Origin of the sequence: Variovorax rhizosphaerae (assembly GCF_037889975.1) — a bacterium.
Lineage (GTDB): Bacteria > Pseudomonadota > Gammaproteobacteria > Burkholderiales > Burkholderiaceae_C > Variovorax > Variovorax rhizosphaerae.
This window is the reverse complement of the sequence record NZ_JBBKZT010000001.1, coordinates 37,417-54,003: the sequence shown is the minus strand read 5'-3', so window position 1 is coordinate 54,003 and position 16,587 is coordinate 37,417. Positions and strand designations below refer to the sequence as shown.

At 67.3% G+C, this 16,587-nt stretch carries 12 protein-coding genes; 9 read left to right on the top strand and 3 right to left on the bottom strand.

Features of this window, described 5'->3' with window-relative positions:
• The first annotated feature begins 12 nt into the window (after positions 1-12).
• The 5 genes from pdxR to WKW82_RS00210 all read left to right on the top strand — a co-directional run bounded on the left by pdxR (position 13) and on the right by WKW82_RS00210 (position 5,471).
• Positions 13-1,548, top strand: a complete 1,536-nt coding sequence (gene pdxR, locus WKW82_RS00230; RefSeq protein WP_340340243.1) for a MocR-like pyridoxine biosynthesis transcription factor PdxR — start codon at positions 13-15, stop codon at positions 1,546-1,548.
• Positions 1,549-1,722: 174 nt separating this feature from the next.
• Entirely contained in the window at positions 1,723-2,844 is a 1,122-nt protein-coding gene (locus WKW82_RS00225; protein ID WP_340340242.1) for an NADH:flavin oxidoreductase/NADH oxidase, read from the top strand.
• Positions 2,845-2,985: 141 nt separating this feature from the next.
• Positions 2,986-3,528, top strand: a complete 543-nt coding sequence (locus WKW82_RS00220) for a DUF2939 domain-containing protein (RefSeq protein WP_340340241.1) — start codon at positions 2,986-2,988, stop codon at positions 3,526-3,528.
• A 96-nt stretch (positions 3,529-3,624) separates the two neighbouring features.
• On the top strand, positions 3,625-4,506 hold the full coding sequence (locus tag WKW82_RS00215; RefSeq protein ID WP_340340240.1) for an alpha/beta fold hydrolase: 882 nt from the start codon (positions 3,625-3,627) through the stop codon (positions 4,504-4,506).
• Positions 4,503-5,471, top strand: a complete 969-nt coding sequence (locus WKW82_RS00210) for a Bug family tripartite tricarboxylate transporter substrate binding protein (protein WP_340340239.1) — start codon at positions 4,503-4,505, stop codon at positions 5,469-5,471. The genes WKW82_RS00215 and WKW82_RS00210 overlap by 4 nt, the downstream gene beginning before the upstream one ends.
• A 42-nt stretch (positions 5,472-5,513) precedes the next feature.
• On the opposite strand, the gene WKW82_RS00205 is transcribed toward WKW82_RS00210, so the two are convergent.
• The 3 genes from WKW82_RS00205 to WKW82_RS00195 form a co-directional block, all read right to left on the bottom strand.
• The gene (locus tag WKW82_RS00205; RefSeq protein ID WP_340340238.1) at positions 5,514-6,425 is read right to left on the bottom strand and encodes a LysR family transcriptional regulator; all 912 of its coding nucleotides are present in this window, start codon (positions 6,423-6,425) and stop codon (positions 5,514-5,516) included.
• Between the two features lie 172 nt (positions 6,426-6,597).
• Positions 6,598-9,648, bottom strand: coding sequence for an excinuclease ABC subunit UvrA (gene uvrA, locus WKW82_RS00200; RefSeq protein ID WP_422823380.1), 3,051 nt, complete (start codon positions 9,646-9,648; stop codon positions 6,598-6,600).
• A 48-nt stretch (positions 9,649-9,696) separates the two neighbouring features.
• Positions 9,697-11,193: a chloride channel protein gene (locus WKW82_RS00195; RefSeq protein WP_340340237.1), complete on the bottom strand. Its 1,497-nt coding sequence runs from the start codon at positions 11,191-11,193 to the stop codon at positions 9,697-9,699.
• A gap of 138 nt (positions 11,194-11,331) precedes the next feature.
• Between WKW82_RS00195 and ssb the strand changes: the two genes are divergently transcribed.
• The 4 genes from ssb (at position 11,332) to WKW82_RS00175 (ending at position 16,587) form a co-directional block, all read left to right on the top strand.
• The gene (ssb, locus tag WKW82_RS00190) at positions 11,332-11,883 is read left to right on the top strand and encodes a single-stranded DNA-binding protein (protein ID WP_340340236.1); all 552 of its coding nucleotides are present in this window, start codon (positions 11,332-11,334) and stop codon (positions 11,881-11,883) included.
• A gap of 305 nt (positions 11,884-12,188) precedes the next feature.
• Positions 12,189-14,357 carry a type VI secretion system Vgr family protein gene (locus WKW82_RS00185; protein WP_340340235.1) on the top strand — a complete coding sequence of 723 codons (2,169 nt, stop codon included), beginning with the start codon at positions 12,189-12,191 and terminating at the stop codon, positions 14,355-14,357.
• Positions 14,358-14,374: 17 nt separating this feature from the next.
• The gene (locus tag WKW82_RS00180; protein WP_340340234.1) at positions 14,375-15,484 is read left to right on the top strand and encodes a DUF2169 family type VI secretion system accessory protein; all 1,110 of its coding nucleotides are present in this window, start codon (positions 14,375-14,377) and stop codon (positions 15,482-15,484) included.
• A complete protein-coding gene (locus WKW82_RS00175; RefSeq protein ID WP_340340233.1) occupies positions 15,481-16,587 on the top strand; it encodes a DUF2169 family type VI secretion system accessory protein in 1,107 nt (368 codons plus the stop codon). Before WKW82_RS00180 ends, WKW82_RS00175 begins: the two co-directional genes overlap by 4 nt.

The window sequence follows — 16,587 nt, the reverse complement described above, 5'->3', positions numbered from 1 at the left end:
TGCAGTGCGCCGATGAACGCCACCGTGAACCCCAAGCTCCCCCCGACGACACCTTTGTGGGCGCAACTCTTCGCGCTGGACGACCACACCGGGTTGCCCCTGCAATCGCGCCTGCGACTCAAGGTGGTGCAGGTGATCCTCGATGGCCGGCTGGCGGCGGGCGCGGCTTTGCCATCGTCGCGCGACCTCGCGCAGGCGCTGGGCCTGAGCCGCAACACCGTCACCGCCGTGTACCAGCAACTGGTGGACGAGGGCTACCTGGAATCGCGTCCGCGCTCGGGCGTGTTCGTGAATGCGGGCGCGTTGCCGGCATCGATCGTCTCGGCCGACAAGTTCATCGACCCGTTCAAGGGCGACGGTGCCGGCGCTGGCGCACCGCCGCAATGGGACGCGCGCGTGTTGCGTTCCCTGCGCGAGCAGCCGACGCTGTCGAAGCCCGCGCAATGGCGCAAGTTCCCGTACCCCTTCGTCTACGGCACGCACGATGCGCAGCTCTTTCCGACCGAAGACTTCCGCGAATGCTGCGTGCGCAGCTTGGCCCGCTCGCAACTGCCGAACTGGACGCCGGACTTCGAGACCGACGACATGCCCGACCTGGTCGAGCAGATCCGCATCCGCCTGCTGCCCAAGCGCGGCGTGTTCGCGCGGCCCGAGGAGATCCTGGTGACGGTGGGCGCGCAGCATGCGCTGTACCTCGTGGCCGAGGCGCTGTTCGACCGCGGCACGCGCATCGGCTTCGAGGAGCCCGGCTATCCGCATGCGCGCAATGCCTTCTCGCTGCGCACCTCGGAAATGATCGGCATCCCGGTCGATGACGAAGGCCTGGTGGTCGATGCACTGCCAGCATTGGACTATGTGTTCGTCACGCCCTCGCACCAGAGCCCGACCACGCGCACGCTGAGCCTGGAGCGACGCCAGTGGCTGCTGCGCAAGGCGGCGCTGCAGGACTTCGTGGTCATCGAGGACGACTACGAGGCCGAGAACCTCTATGCCGGCGAACCCACGCCCGCGCTCAAGAGCCTGGACAAGACCGGGCGTGTGATCTACATCGGCTCGCTGTCCAAGAGCCTGGCACCGGCCATGCGGCTCGGCTACATCGTGGCCTCGAAGGAATTGATCAGCGAGTTGCGTGTGCTGCGGCATGCGATGGTGCGGCATCCGAGCGCCTTCCTCCAGCATGCGTATGCGCTGTTCCTGTCGCTGGGGCATCACGACTCGCATGCGCGCCGTGTGAACCAGGTGCTGCGGCAGCGCATGGATGCGGTGATGCAGGCGCTGGCGCGGCACATTCCCGAGTTCGAGGCGACGGTGCCGAACGGCGGTGCCTCGGTGTGGGTGAAGACGCCGGACTGGCTCGATGGCGCGGCGTTGTCCTTGCGTGCGCGTGCGCATGGCGTGCTGATCGAGCCGGGCGATGTGTTCTTCGCGCAGCCGCCGCGGCCTTGTCCTTACTTCCGGCTGCGGCTGTCGTCGATCGACGTGGCGCAGATCGAGCTTGGCATTCTTGCGTTGCGGGATGCGGTGCGGGCGATGGCGGGCGAACGCTGAGCGGCACGCCTTGCTCCTCGCCCGATTGCAAAGTCGTACGAAACCCCGCGAAAGTCCCGCGCCAAGCGCGCGCAAGGCGGCCCCGATATAAAGGCATCGCTGTGCAGGCCGTCCGGGCTTGACGCGCACTTTTGCAGCGATGCCCCAACCTGTCACTTCGCGACCAGGAATCCCATGAGCTCACTCTTCTCCGCCGGCGCGCTCGGCCCGCTCGAATTGCGCAACCGCATCGTCATCGCGCCGATGTGCCAGTACACCGCGCAGGACGGCAATGCGGGCGACTGGCACCTGATGCATCTCGGGCAGTTGGCGCTGTCGGGTGCGGGGCTGCTGATCATCGAGGCGACCGCCGTGGAGGAGATCGGCCGCATCACGCGCGGCTGCCTCGGCCTGTATTCCGATGACAACGAGGCCGCGCTCAAGCGCGTGCTCGACGCGGTGCGCGCGCATTCGAAGATGCCCATCGGCATCCAGCTCGCGCATGCGGGCCGCAAGGCGTCGAGCCACAAGCCGTGGGACGGCGGCCAGAGCCTGCGTCCGGACGAAGGCGCATGGCAGACGGAAGGCCCATCGGCGCTGCCGCATGCCGCCGGCGAGCCGCCGCCCCTTGCGCTCGACGCGGCAGGGCTGGCGCGCGTCAAGTCCGCATTCGTGCGCGCTGCGCAGCGCGCGGTCGCGCTGGGGCTCGACGCCATCGAACTGCATGCGGCCCACGGCTACCTGCTGCACCAGTTCCTGTCGCCGATCGCGAACCAGCGCACCGACGAATACGGCGGCTCGCTCGCCAACCGCATGCGCTATCCGCTGGAAGTGTTCGATGCGGTACGTGCCGCGGTGCCGGCGCACATCGCCGTGGGCATGCGCCTTTCGGCCAGCGACTGGGTCGACGAAGGCGAGACCTGGACGCTGGACCAGAGCGTGCAGTTCGCCAAGGCCCTGGCGGCGCGCGGCGGCAGCTTCATCCATGTGTCCTCGGGCGGCGTCTCGCAGAAGCAGAAGATTCCGCTGGTCGACGGCTACCAGGTCCCGTTCGCCGAACGCATCCGGCGCGAGAGTGGGCTGCCGACGATCGCCGTGGGCCTCATCACCGATGCAAAACAAGCCGACGCCATCATCGCCAACGGTCAGGCCGACTTCGTGGCGATTGCGCGGGCGATCCTGTTCGAGCCGCACTGGCCGTGGCGCGCTGCCGCGGAGTTGGGCGCGACGGTGGAGGCGCCGCAGCAGTACTGGCGCTCGCAGCCGCGCGAGATGAAGGGGTTGTTTGGCGAGGGCGCGAAGATCGGAATGCGCTAGGGGCGCAGCGCCGTCGGCGCACGTGCAGTCGACGGTGTGCCTTGGTAGTCTGGAGAGTGGCTCGCCCTGTACGTCCGCGGTGATGCGGCATGCAGGCCTTGTCCGCTTCAAGCACGGCGAAGTGGCTCAGAATGGAGCGCCATGAAATCCAGACGCCTGTATTGGGTTGCAGCGCTTGTAGCGGTGCTGGTCGCCGCGGCGCTCTACTTCGGCCCGCACTGGACCGTCTATCGCATGCGCAAGGCCATCGAGGCCCGGGATGCCACGGCTCTTGCCAGCCAGGTTGACTTCCCCGCGCTCAAGGAAAGCGTCAAGGCGCAGCTCATGACGAAGATGAGCGGCCTGATGAACTCGAGCGGCTTGAAGGACGGCCCGCTCGCGGGCGTGGGACAAATGCTCGGGACGGGCCTGATCAACCAGACGGTCGACGCACTGGTCACGCCCACGGGTGTCATGCTGCTGATGCAGCAGGGCAAGTTCCCCGCGCCCGGCACGCCCGGCACGCCCGGCACGTCGCCGCCACCGGCGTCGAAGGATCCTTCCACCGCACCAAGGTATGCGCTCGACTTCCTCGACTTCTCGACGGTGGAGATTCGCGCGCGAGACGGATTGCCAGCCAGATTCGTCCTTCGGCGACACGGCGTTTTCTTCTGGAAGCTCTCGGCAGTCGAACTGCCGATGTGAGCAGGAAAGGCAAAGCCAGGCGCCTTGCGCCATTCGCAAAGCTGAAATGAGCGATGTGCGCTTGCAGGTGCGTGACCCGTACCTAGACTTCCTTGCATGAATGTCAACGCACACTTCCATGTATCGCTTGGCGAATGCCCGGTGGCCACGAGCATTGCATACAAGAAATGGGGCGATCTCGGGCACCCGCTGGTCCTGTGCGTGCATGGCCTGAGCCGCAATGCCACCGATTTCGATGAACTCGCCCAGGCGCTGGCCGGGCAGTACTGCGTCGTGTGCATCGACCTGCCCGGCCGCGGCCAGAGCGACTGGCTGTCCAATGCCAGCCTCTACACCAACCGCACCTACCTGAGGGTGCTGGAGGAGCTCATCGCGCACCTGGGCGTGCACGCCGTGCATTGGGTCGGCACCTCGCTGGGCGGCCTGCTCGGATTGCAGATGGCGGCGCGTCATCCGCAGCTCGTGCGCTCGCTGGTGCTCAACGACGTGGGGGCCGAACTGGATGGCGGGGAGCTGCAGCGCCTGCGCGACCAGGCCGCCACGCCGGTGGAGTTCGAGGACCTGCGCGAAGCCGCGCTGTACTTCCGGGCCACGCTCGGCGGCTTCGGCAAGCTGGATGTGGCCCGCTGGGAAGCGCTGGCGCGTTCCAGCGTGGCGGCCGACGTGCGGGGCCGCCTGTGCAGCCGCTTCGATGTGCGCGCCGTGCCGCCGGAGCCGGTGACCAGCCGGGTCTACCTGTGGTCGATCTGGAACGCCGTCGCGTGCCCGGTGCTGATCCTGCGCGGCGAGCATTCCAGGCTCCTGAGCCGGGCGGTGTGCATGCGCATGGAGCACGAGCATGCCGACGCGCGCTGGCTCGAGATTCCCGGTACGGGCCATGCCCCGCTTTTCGTCGATGAGAGGACAATCGGGCCGATCGGCATGTTCCTCCATCGCGCCATGCGACTGGCGCACTACCAGGACGCATTACAGGGTTGAAGTCCAGTCCACTGCTGCTTCTCGTCCTCACTGCCGCGCTCGCGATCCCGCTCCAGGCCCTTGGCGCCGACGAGCTCGCCGCGACGCGCATCGTCGTGGGCTACCCGCCGGGTGGCGGCGCGGACGGCCTGGCCCGCGCGTATGCGCAGGCGATGAGCAAGACGCTGCGCCACCCCGTGATCGTCGAGAACCGGCCCGGCGCCGGCGGCACCCTCGCCGCTGTCGCGGTGAAGACCGCGCCGGCCGATGGCACGGTGCTGCTGCTGGGCAACATCCTGACAAACGTCCTCGCCGAGTTCACCTACGAGAAGCTCCCCTACGACGCCAAGGCCGATTTCGTGCCGGTCGGCCAGGCCGCCCGGCTGGAGATTGCGATGGCGGTGCCGCCCGGCTCCGCCGCCCGGACAGTGGCGGACTACGTGGCCGCCGCGAAAGCCGACCCGGACAACGCCAGCTTCGCGTCACCCGCGGCCGGCAGCCTGCCGCACTTCTTCGGCCTGCTGCTGGGCCGCGCGGCCGGCGTGGCGCTGATGCACGTGCCCTACAAGGGCGGCGCACCGATGAACATGGACCTGATGGCTGGCCGTGTGCCGGCGGCGTTCAGCGCCGCGTCGGAGTTCGTGCAACTCCACCGCACGGGACGCGTGCGCATGCTGGCCACCAGCGGCGACACGCGCGACGCCCAGACACCCGACGTGCCCACCTTCGCCGAGGCCGGCTATCCGACAGTCCACGGCAGCAGCTGGCTCGCCCTGTTCGCGCCCGCCGGGATGCGGCTGGAAACGCTGGCACGGATGGCCGCCGCGGTGGAAGCCGCGTCCGCGGATCCGGAGGTGCGCGGCGCGATCGACAACCTGAACATGGAATATCCGAACGTGTCGCTGGCGGCGTTTGGCCCGCAAATCGAGGAAGAGCGGCGACGCTGGGGCGCGATCGTGAAGGCTTCGGGATTCAAGGCGGACTGACAGGGCGACCCTCCTCGCGTCACGCGCGGCCCGCGTCGGCCATCAGGGCGCCTGCGCACCTTCCTGCGCCGCCCCCGACGCCAGCTCCACCAGCAGCCGTTGCACCACCCGCGCAGCCGCATCGACCGGATGTGCGCTCGTCGTCGCCAGCCATGTGTACTGCACCAGCGTCGGCTCCACGATCTGCGACCAGGCAAAGCGTTCCTCGCCATAGTCGCGCAACGCCACATGCAGCGGCACGATGGTGAACAGGCCGCCGCTCCCCACCGCGCTGCGGATGATCGTGTCGGAGGTGCTCTCGAAAGCGAAGTCCAGCGTGATCTTGCAGCGCTTCGCAGCGCCTTCGAGCAAGGTCAGCAGCGCGTTGGGCTTGTTCGCAATGGCCAGCGGCATGCCATGCAGCTTGCGGAAGGCGGTCGTGGGCGCGGTCTTCACGCTGTTGCGCAGGCCCAGCACGACCAGTGGCGCGCGCAGCAGGGCATCCGCGTTCTTGAGCGGCGCCGGGCTGTAGCGGTTGAACATGCCGATGTCGACCTTGCCATTGGCCAGCCAATCCTCGACCTGCCCGCTGTAGGCCTCGCGCGTGCGCAGCTTGATGCGGGGATGCTTCGCCTGCAGCGCCTTGAACACCTGCACTGCCAGCGGCCGGACCGAAGGAACCGTCGCCAGTTCCACCAGGCCGGCAGGGTCGGCGCGCTCACCGCGCATCTCGGCGACCAGGGCATCGATGCCGCGCAGCAACTGGGCGGCCTGCGGCAGGATACGCAGGCCCAGCTCGGTGGGAGCGACGCCGCGCCCGGTGCGGTGCAGCAGCTTCGCGCCGACATGTGCCTCCAGCGCCGCGATCTGCCGGCTCAGGATGGACTGGGTCACGCCAAGCGCCACCGACCCGCGCGTCAGGCTGCCATGTTCCGCGACGGCGCAAAGCGCCTTCAGGCTGCTCAGGAGGTCCATCGAGCGAGAGGTCGGTTCAGGAAGACGCGATCCTAGCGAGGGTGGGCGGGTTGCGCCAGAAGGCGCGACACCCATGGCCTATCGCACTCCATGCCGCCGGGATTCAAAAACGGAGAACGGATCCTGATGCCGTGGGTACCGGGCCCTGCACGCGGCGCGGCGCTCGGTCAGGTCACGCCAGCAATCGCTTCAGGTACTTGCCCGTATGGCTCGCCTCGTTCGCCGCGATGTCCTCCGGCGTGCCCTCGCCCACCACCGTGCCGCCGCCCGCGCCGCCTTCCGGCCCCATGTCGATGAGCCAGTCAGCCGTCTTGATGACGTCGAGGTTGTGCTCGATCACGACGATGGTGTTGCCCGCGTCGCGCAACTGATGCAAGACCTTCAGCAGCAATTCGATGTCCGCGAAGTGCAGGCCGGTGGTCGGCTCGTCGAGGATGTAGAGGGTGCGGCCGGTGTCGCGTTTGCTCAACTCCAGCGCGAGCTTCACGCGCTGCGCCTCGCCGCCTGAGAGCGTGGTCGCGGCCTGGCCGAGCTTGATGTAGCTCAGGCCCACGTCCAGCAGCGTGTGCAGCTTGCGCTCGATGGTCGGCACAGCCTTGAGGAATTCGTAGGCCGTCTCGACCGTCATCTCGAGGATCTGCGCGATGTTCTTGCCCTTGTACTGGACCTCGAGCGTCTCGCGGTTGTAGCGCTGGCCATGGCAGACCTCGCAGGGCACGTACACGTCGGGCAGGAAGTGCATCTCGACCTTCACGACGCCGTCACCCTGGCAGGCCTCGCAGCGCCCACCTGCCACGTTGAAGCTGAAGCGCCCCGGGCCGTAGCCGCGTTCGCGTGCGGTGTTGGTCTCGGCCATCAGTTCGCGGATCGGCGTGAAGAGACCCGTGTAGGTCGCAGGGTTGCTGCGCGGCGTGCGGCCGATGGGCGACTGGTCGACGTTGATGACCTTGTCGAAGTACTCGATGCCTTCGACCGACTCATGCGCGGCCGGTTCTTCGTGCGCGCGGTAGAGCGTGCGGGCGACGGCGGTGTAGAGCGTGTCGTTGACCAGCGTCGACTTGCCCGAGCCCGACACGCCCGTCACGCAGGTCAGCAGGCCGACCGGGAAGGCAACGCTGACGTTCTTGAGGTTGTTGCCGCTCGCGCCGATGACGCGGATCTCCTGCAAGTCGGTCTGTGTCGCCAGATGCGCGGCCTCGCGTGCCTGCCGCTTCAACGCGGCTGGGCTCGGCGGGAACTTGGGCTTGATCGGCGCCTTCTTCGCTTCGTCCTCCGGCTTGCGCAGCACCGGCAGCCAGGGCGTGCGGCGCTTGGGCACTTCGATCTTCTTGGTGCCGAGCAAATATTGGCCGGTCAGCGATTCGGGGTTGTCGCGCACCTGTTCGAAGGTGCCCTGCGCCATCACGCGTCCGCCATGCACGCCGGCGCCCGGACCCATGTCGATGACGTGGTCAGCCGAGTGGATCATGTCCTCGTCATGCTCGACCACGATCACGCTGTTGCCGATGTCGCGCAGGTGTTTCAGCGTGCCGATGAGGCGGTCGTTGTCGCGCTGGTGCAGGCCGATGCTGGGTTCGTCGAGCACGTACATCACGCCGGTCAAGCCGGAGCCGATCTGCGAGGCCAGGCGGATGCGCTGCGCCTCGCCGCCGGACAGCGTTTCCGCACTGCGGTCCAGGCTCAGGTAGTTGAGCCCTACGTCGTTGAGAAACTTGAGCCGCAGCCCGATCTCGCGGATCACCTTGTCGGCGATCTCCGCCTTCGCGCCGCGCAACTTCAGCGTCTGGAAGTAAGCGAGGCTGTCGCGCAAGGTGACGTGGCTGATCGCGAAGATGCTCATGCGCTTCGATTCGCCGCCCGTCTCGTCGACGAGGAACACGTTGCGCGCCTCGCGCCGCAGCCGCGTGCCGTGGCAATCCGGGCAGGGCTGGTTGTTGCGGTAGCGGGCGAGCTCTTCGCGCACCGGGACCGAATCGGTCTCGCGGTAGCGGCGCTCCATGTTCGGGATGATTCCTTCGAAGGGATGCTTGCGCGTGAGCTTGCGGCCTGCGTTGGCGCCCGACTCCATCACGTAGCTGAACTTGATCTCTTCCTCGCCGGACCCGTGCAGGATCGCGTTGCGTGCGTTCTCCGGCAGGTCCTCGAAGGCCTTGTCGATGTCCACGCCATAGTGCTTCGCCACGCACTCCAGCATGCTGAAGTAATAGCCGTTGCGACGGTCCCAGCCCTTGACCGCGCCGCTCGCGAGCGAGAGCGACGGAAACGCCACCACGCGGGTCCAGTCGAACACCTCGCGGTTGCCCAGGCCGTCGCAGCTCGGGCAGGCACCCACCGGCGAGTTGAAGGAGAACAGCCGCGGCTCCAGTTCGGCCAGCGAGTAGTGGCAGATCGGGCAGGCGAACTTGGCGTTGTAGAGGTGCTCCTTGTCGGGTGCGCCCTCCGCGCCGAGTTGCAGCGCGATCGCGCGGCCATCGGCCAGGCGCAATGCGGTCTCGAAGCTCTCGGCCAGGCGCTGCTGCACGTCGGGACGTGCGCGCAGGCGGTCGATGACGACGTCGATGTCGTGCTTCTCGGTCTTCTTGAGCTTGGGCAGGTCGTTGTATTCGTAGGTCTGCCCGTCGACGCGGAAGCGCACGTAGCCCTGCGCCTGCATCTCGGCGAACAGCTCCAGGAATTCGCCCTTCTTCTCGCGCGCGACGGGTGCCAGGATCATCAGGCGCGGCTCGTCGGGGATGGCCAGCACCGCATCGACCATCTGCGACACGGTCTGCGCCTGCAGCGGCAGGTCATGGTCGGGGCAATACGGCGTGCCGGCGCGCGCATACAGCAGCCGCAGGTAGTCGTGGATCTCGGTCACCGTCCCCACGGTGGAGCGCGGGTTGTGGCTGGTCGCCTTCTGCTCGATGCTGATCGCCGGCGACAGGCCCTCGATCACGTCGACATCGGGCTTGTCCATCAGCTGCAGGAACTGCCGCGCATAGGCCGACAGGCTCTCGACATAGCGGCGCTGGCCTTCGGCATACAGCGTGTCGAAGGCCAGGCTCGACTTGCCCGAGCCCGACAGGCCGGTGATGACCACCAGCTTGTTGCGCGGGATGTCGAGGTCGATGTTCTTGAGGTTGTGCGTGCGCGCGCCACGGATGCTGATCCGCTGCTGCGCGAGCAGGGCGCCGAGGTAGGCGCGATCGATGTGATCGACGTTGTCCGGGGTGGGGAGATTCACTTGGCGGTCGGTTTTGGGCAACCGAGCATCATAAATCCCCGGGGCTTTTCAGCGGGTCGGGCCGGATTCGGGCTCCGGTGGGGGAAGGGTATCGATGCGGGGCGCGTCCGGGCCGACGCCGAGGCTGGGGCTGGGGCTGGGGCTGGGGCCGCGATCGGGATCGGGCGAAGAGGCTGACTCTGACTCGGGCTTCAGCGCAGCGGGGGATTCGGGCGCGGCACTGACCGGCATCGGCGACCCGATCGCCGCCGCCACCATGTGCTCCGCCAGCGTGTCGTACAGCGGCCGGCTGATCATGCGCGACACCAGGCTCGCCAGCATCGCTCCCGCCATCAGGCTCAGCACCATCGCGTGGCCGTCGACCATCTCCATGACGATGATGAAGGAGGTCAGCGGCGCCTGCGTCACGGCGGCCAGGAAGCCGGCCATGCCGATGGCGATCAACGCAGGCGCGAGGTTGGCGCTGGAGACCTGCGACACCACCTGCCCGATGCCCGCGCCGATCGACAGCGATGGCGCAAAGATCCCGCCCGGCACCCCGGCCCAGGCGCTGAGCCAGGTGGCGACGAACTTCAGCAGCGTGTCGATGGCCGGCATGCGGTCATGACCCTCGAGCATCTCCTTGACCGCCTCCGAGCCTGCGCCGAAGGTCGTGCCGCCGGTGGCCACGCCGATGACCGCCACGCCCAGCCCGCAGGCCGCCGCAAAGCGCAGCGGAAAGCGTGCGCGCCATTGGTTGAACCGCCCCGGCACCCCGGTGAGCGAAGCGATGAACAAGCGCCCGAACAGCCCGCCCGCCAGCCCGCTCGCCAGCGTCACCAGCAGCCCGGGCAGCAGCGCCTCCCAGCCGAACGGCGGCACCTTGATCACGCCGAAATAGCTCGTATTGCCGAAGGCCGACACCGCCACCAGCCCGGCCAGCACGATGGCCGTGATGATCAGCCCGCTGGCGCGCGACTCGATGCGCCCCGACAGTTCCTCGATGGCGAACACCACCCCGGCCAGCGGCGCATTGAAGGCCGCCGCGATCCCGGCCGCGCCGCCGGCCATCAGCAGGGCGCGCGAGTCGATCGTGGTGTTGGGCGAGAGCCAGCGGCGCGCATGCTGCATCACACCCGCGGCGATCTGCACCGACGGACCCTCGCGCCCGATCGACAACCCCGCCGCAAAGCCCGCGACCGTGAGCCCCATCTTGCCGGCCGCGAGCCGCAGCGAGACGAACAAGACGCGCCGCTCGGGCGGCAGGGCCGGATTGAGCGCCGCCTTCACCTGCGGAATGCCCGACCCGCCGGCGGCCCCGAAGAAGCGCCGCGTGGCCCACACGATGCCGACCGTGATCAGTGGCGTGGTGATGAGCGGCAGCCACGGATGCAACGCAAAGGTACGCTGGAAGTGGCCGAAGACCCAATCCACCGCCATCGTCAGCGCCACCACCGCCAGCCCCGCCGCGACCGCATAGCCCAGCACGATGGCCCGGTCCAGCCACATCCGGCCGCCGCGCAACTCGTTGCGCAGGTGCTCGAAGAAGTCGGGTTCGTGGTTCATGCGGCGGGAGCCATTCTGACCGTGCGCATTGGTTGTGCCCATCCCCAGAAATAGACGGCCCCGTCGATCGGGCACAATCCTGCCTCGCGTTTTCTCGTTAAAACCTCCTCTTTCATCCATTCATCAGGGGCAGTGCACATGGCATCGGTCAATAAAGTCATCCTCGTCGGCAATCTCGGGCGCGACCCGGAAACCCGTACCTTCCCAAGCGGCGATTCGATCTGCAACGTGACGATCGCAACCACCGACAAGTGGAAAGACAAGCAAAGCGGCGAAATGCGCGAGGCCACCGAGTGGCACCGCCTCGTGTTCAACGGCCGCTTGGCCGAAATCGCCGCGCAATACCTGCGCAAGGGCTCGCAGATCTACGTCGAAGGCTCGATCCGCACCCGCAAGTACCAGGACAAGGACGGCGTCGAGAAGTACGCCACCGACATCCGCGTCGACCAGATGCAGATGCTGGGCAGCCGGCAAGGCCAGGGCGGTCCGTCGTCCGGTGGCGGCGGCGGTGGTGATGACGAATACGGCCAGGGTGGCGGTGGCGGCTACTCCCAAGGTGGCGGCGGTGGTGGCGGCAATTACTCGCGCCCCCCGGCAGCCGCACCGCGCGCACCGGCACCGGCTCCGCGCCAGGCCCCGGCCAAGTCGTCGTCGGGATTCGACGACATGGACGACGACATTCCGTTCTGAAGCCGACTTTCGGTCTTTCTGACTGAGGCCCGCAGCGTTGCCGCTGCGGGCCTTTTTCTCGTGCGGCGCGAGATCGCCAACTTGATGATCCGTTGTGCCGAGAGCGTTGCCGATCTGCATCGTGCGCCGGGGCATCGCCCCGGTCGAGCGCGCCTCAGGGTGCAATCTGACGCGCATTCCCGGCGCTTGTCATCCCCACGCGTGAGTACTGCGATCGGCGGATGACGTCGGGGTTATGGACCATCGCGCTTCGACAGCCCACAGTGCCCCCACGTGCCCTACCGTCGGCACGGAGGAACGACGCTGTGGCGGCTGAATTTCAGATCAAGAGCGAATCGCCTGTTGCATCAGACTTGATGTTCTGGAGCATCGCGGGGCACGAAGGGCTCTCGCGCGCCTCGTTCTACGAATTGACGGTGCTGTCCGAAAACGGTGCCATCACGGCCAAGGACATCCTTGGCCATGCCTTCGACATCGTCATCCAGTTCCAGGACAGCGAGAGCACGGCGCATCAGCGCCATTGCCAGGGCCATGCGACGCGCTTCATCCGCCTGAACAGTGTCGGGCGCTACTTCGAATACCGCATCACGCTGCGCTCCTGGTTCTGGCTGCTGACCAAGCGCACCAACTCGCGCATCCTGCAGGACAAGGCGGTGCTCGCCGTGATGGACGAGGTGATCGAGGACAGCCCCATCAAGCGCCTCAAGAAGCTCAAGTCCAAGGACGTGATCGGCACGCACAAGCCGCACACGTACTGCGTGCAGTACCAGGAGAGCGACCATGCGTTCCTGTCGCGCCTGCTGGAGGAAGAGGGCATCTACTACTGGTTCGACGCGCACGATGCGCCGGGCACCATGTACCTCTCCGACGCGATCGACCTGGCGCACGAAAAGCTGCCGGCTGCGGACACGCTGAAGTTCGATCCGCACGGCGCCAGCGAGTCGCGCTTCAACGAGATCACGCGCTGGGCCAGCATGCGGCAGTTCGACACCGGAAAGTTCGCTTCGCGCGACAACGACTTCACGGTCGTCAGCAAGGAACTCAGCGCCGACAAGGGCGACCCCGATTCGCATGAACTCGCCGACCTGGAGGCCTTCGAATTCCCCGGCGGCTACATCGATGGCGACGACACCGACAGCATCGCAACCGTGCGCGTCGACGAACTGGTGGGCCGCCGCCAGCGGCATTGGGCCTTCACCCACTGGCCCGACGTGGCGGTCGGCAAGCGCTTCGAATACAAGGGCAATGGCGACGGCTCGAACGACGGCGAATACGTCATCGCCGGCTGCACCTTCGTGGCCAGTCACCCGGGCCATGAAGGACTCCAGCCCAACGATGTCGCGCGCTCGCTGGTGGCCGTGCTGCAGGGCGCGCTGGACGACGACGCGGTCAATGCAGATTCACGCCGCGCCTTCGAGGACCTGATCGACGAACTGCCGGAACTGCGCACAGGCATCCAGGGCAGCAGCGCCTTCCTGCTGACGCTGTTGCCCATCGACATGCCCTGGCGCCCGCCGCGCCTCACACCACGCGCGCGCATGCCGGGCCCGCAGTGCGCGATCGTCGTGGGCAAGTCCGGCGAGGAGATCTGGACCGACAAGTACGGCCGCGTGAAGGTGCAGTTCCATTGGGACCGCTACGGCAAGCGCGATGAAAACAGCTCGTGCTGGATCCGCGTCTCGCAACCTTGGGCCGGCAAGGGCTGGGGCTCGGTCAGCATCCCGCGCATCGGGCAGGAGGTGATCGTCGACTTCCTCGAGGGCGACCCCGACCAGCCCATCATCGTCGGGCGCTTCTACAACGGCGAGAGCATGCCGCCCTACAACTTGCCGGGCGATGCGGTGGTCAGCGGCCTCAAGACCAACACGCACAAGGGCAAGGGCTACAACGAGATGTCGATGAACGACACGGCCGGCAAGGAGGGCATCACGATCCACGGGCAGTACGACATGAACACCACCGTGGAGCACGACCAGAGCAGCACGATCAAGAACGACAAGACCAACACCGTCAAGAACAAGTTCACCGAGACCATCACCAGCGACACGAAGATCACCGTCGAGAGCGGCACCTACACCCACGACGTCGCGGGCAACGCGGCCAGCTATCACGTGAAGGGGCCGCTGATGGAGAGCTACGACAACATCCAGACGACGGTCGTCAAGAACAACATCACCACCGTCTCGACGGGCGGCGCCATTGCCATCGCATCGGACACGCAGCACATCTACATCCACGCGGCGACCAGCATCCAGCTGCATGTCGGCGAAAGCATGATCTGGATGGACAGCGGCGGCCAGATCAAGATCAAGGGCGTGAACGTGGCGATCGAGGGCTCGTCGATCGTCACGATTGCAGGCGGCATCGTGCATTCGGAAGCCAAGGACGAGAACCAGACCACCGGTGCGATCGTGCTGTCCAAGGCCACGGGCAGCAACACGATCGTGGGCAACATGGTCATGCTGAACCCCTGAATGGGAAGGCGGCGCAAATGTCCGAAACCTTGCTCAGACCCGATGCCGGCGTGGTGCAGGTCGTCGCCGGCCGCACCCGTTCGGGCGAGTGCACGTTCAGCGTGCTGGTCAAGCGCAGCTACAACATCGTGCATGGCCGCGCCGCCGCGCGCAGCGAACGCGATGCGCCGCTGCGCCTGATCGACCAGTACTACGACGGCGGCGATCCGGAGTGGTCTGTGGTCGAGCACGAGTACGACATGGCGCCGGTCAAGGCGGCCACCGACGTCGTCGTCATCGGCAAGGCGCATGCGCCCGGCGGCCAGCCGGTGCAGGCCATGTCCGTGGGCGTGCGTGTCGGCACGCAGAAGAAGGTGCTGCGCGTGACTGGCGACAGGCGCTGCATCTGGCGCGCCGACGATGTACCGCTGTTCTCCGAGCCCGAGCCGTTCGTGGACATGGAGATCCGCTACGACCGCGCCTACGGAGGGCGGGACACGGTGAGCGATCCCAATTTGCCGTTTTATTACCCGCGCAACGACATGGGCCGCGGCGTCGCGCTGCGCAACGTGCGCGAAGTCGTCGATGGCCTTGCGCTGCCGAACATCGAAGGCCCTGACGACCTGCTCACACCCGAGCGAGTCGTCATCGAAGACCCGCTGCGATGGCCCGAGCAGCCCTTGCCGCAGGGCTTCGGCTGGCGGCAGCGCACCTGGTATCCGCGCAGCGCGCTGCTCGGCTCGCTGCCGGCCTTCCTGCAGCCCGGCACGGTCACGGCGGAAGAGCGCATGAAGATGCTGCCGGCCAACCATGTCGCGCTGGCACGGCGCATGCGGCTGCCGCCGTTCGAGGCGCAGTTCCTCAATGGTGCGTCGATCGGGCTGGTCCTGCCGGGCCTGAAGGATGACGAGACGATCTGCCTGCGCGGCCTCACGCACACCGGCACGCTCGACTTCCAGCTGCCGGGCGAGACACCCCGCATCGGGCTCGACACCGGCGCGGGCGCGCAGGCGCTGGAGACCCGGCTGCATACCGTGAGCATCCGGCCCGACGACCTGGCCCTCGACATGGTGTGGGCCGGTGTCATGACTTTCGGTCCGGCTTCAAGACTCTCGACCCTCCGCACGCTGGAGGCGCACGTGCAATGACTGCCGATACCGCCACCGCCATCGACGGCCGCTACGTCGTGCTTCCCGGACAGACACCGGAGGGCGGCGAGATCCTCAGCGTGCTGCTGAAGCGAACTTTCACCATCGAACATGGCCGTGACTGTGTGCGCGCCGACGAGGACCAGCCGATCACGAGCGGCGAGGTGTTCTGGGACACGCCGATGAACTCGACCGTGCGCTTCGAGAGCGACTTCGCACCCTGGAAGCCGCAGACCGACGTGGTGTTCATTGCCCGCGCCTGGGCGTCGGACGGCGAGCCCGTGCAACGCTGCGACGTCAGCGTGCAGGTCGGCGATCGGCGCAAGGTCATCCAGGTCACCGGCGACCGCCGCGCCTTGTTCACCGGCCCCGACAGCGACCCGGTCTTCACCGACCCCGAGCCCTTCACCGACATGGGTCTGCGCTACGAGCGCGCCTATGGCGGCATCGATGTGTTCAGCGACAAGTCCACGCTCTATCCGTACCCGCGCAATCCGATGGGCAGCGGCTTCGTGCTGCTGAACACGAAGGAATCGGTGGACCAGATGCTGCTGCCCAATCTCGAAGACCCGGCCGACCCGCTCACGCCGCAGCGCCTGTGCATCGGCGAATTCGCCCGCTGGTCCGGCCAGCCGATGCCGATGGGCTTCGGCTGGGTGCCCAAGACCAACCAGCCGCGCAGCCTCCTCGCCGGCATCCTGCCCGCCGACCGCGCCGTCGAACAGCAGATGCGCGCCGCCTACGCCCTGCTCGTGCCCACGGACCAGCGCGAGGCCTACCTGCAGAACGGCCTCCCGGACATGGACTTCCGCTTCTTCAACGGCGCGTCCGAGGGGCTGGCCTTCCCGTACCTGCAAGGCGGCGAAGTGGTGCGCACCGAGAACCTGTCGCCGGAAGGCCGGCTTGCCTTCAGGCTGCCCGCGGACCGGCCGCGCATCGGCCTGCACATCGGCAAGGGCATCGAGTCGCCCGAGGTGGTCCTGCACACCGTGCAGGTCCGCCTGGAGGAGCGCGAGGTCGACCTGGTCTGGCGTGCCGCCGTGCCCTACCCGGGTCGCGACTGGCTGCCGCAGATGCGCAAGTTCGAGGTCTTCGTGGAGTGA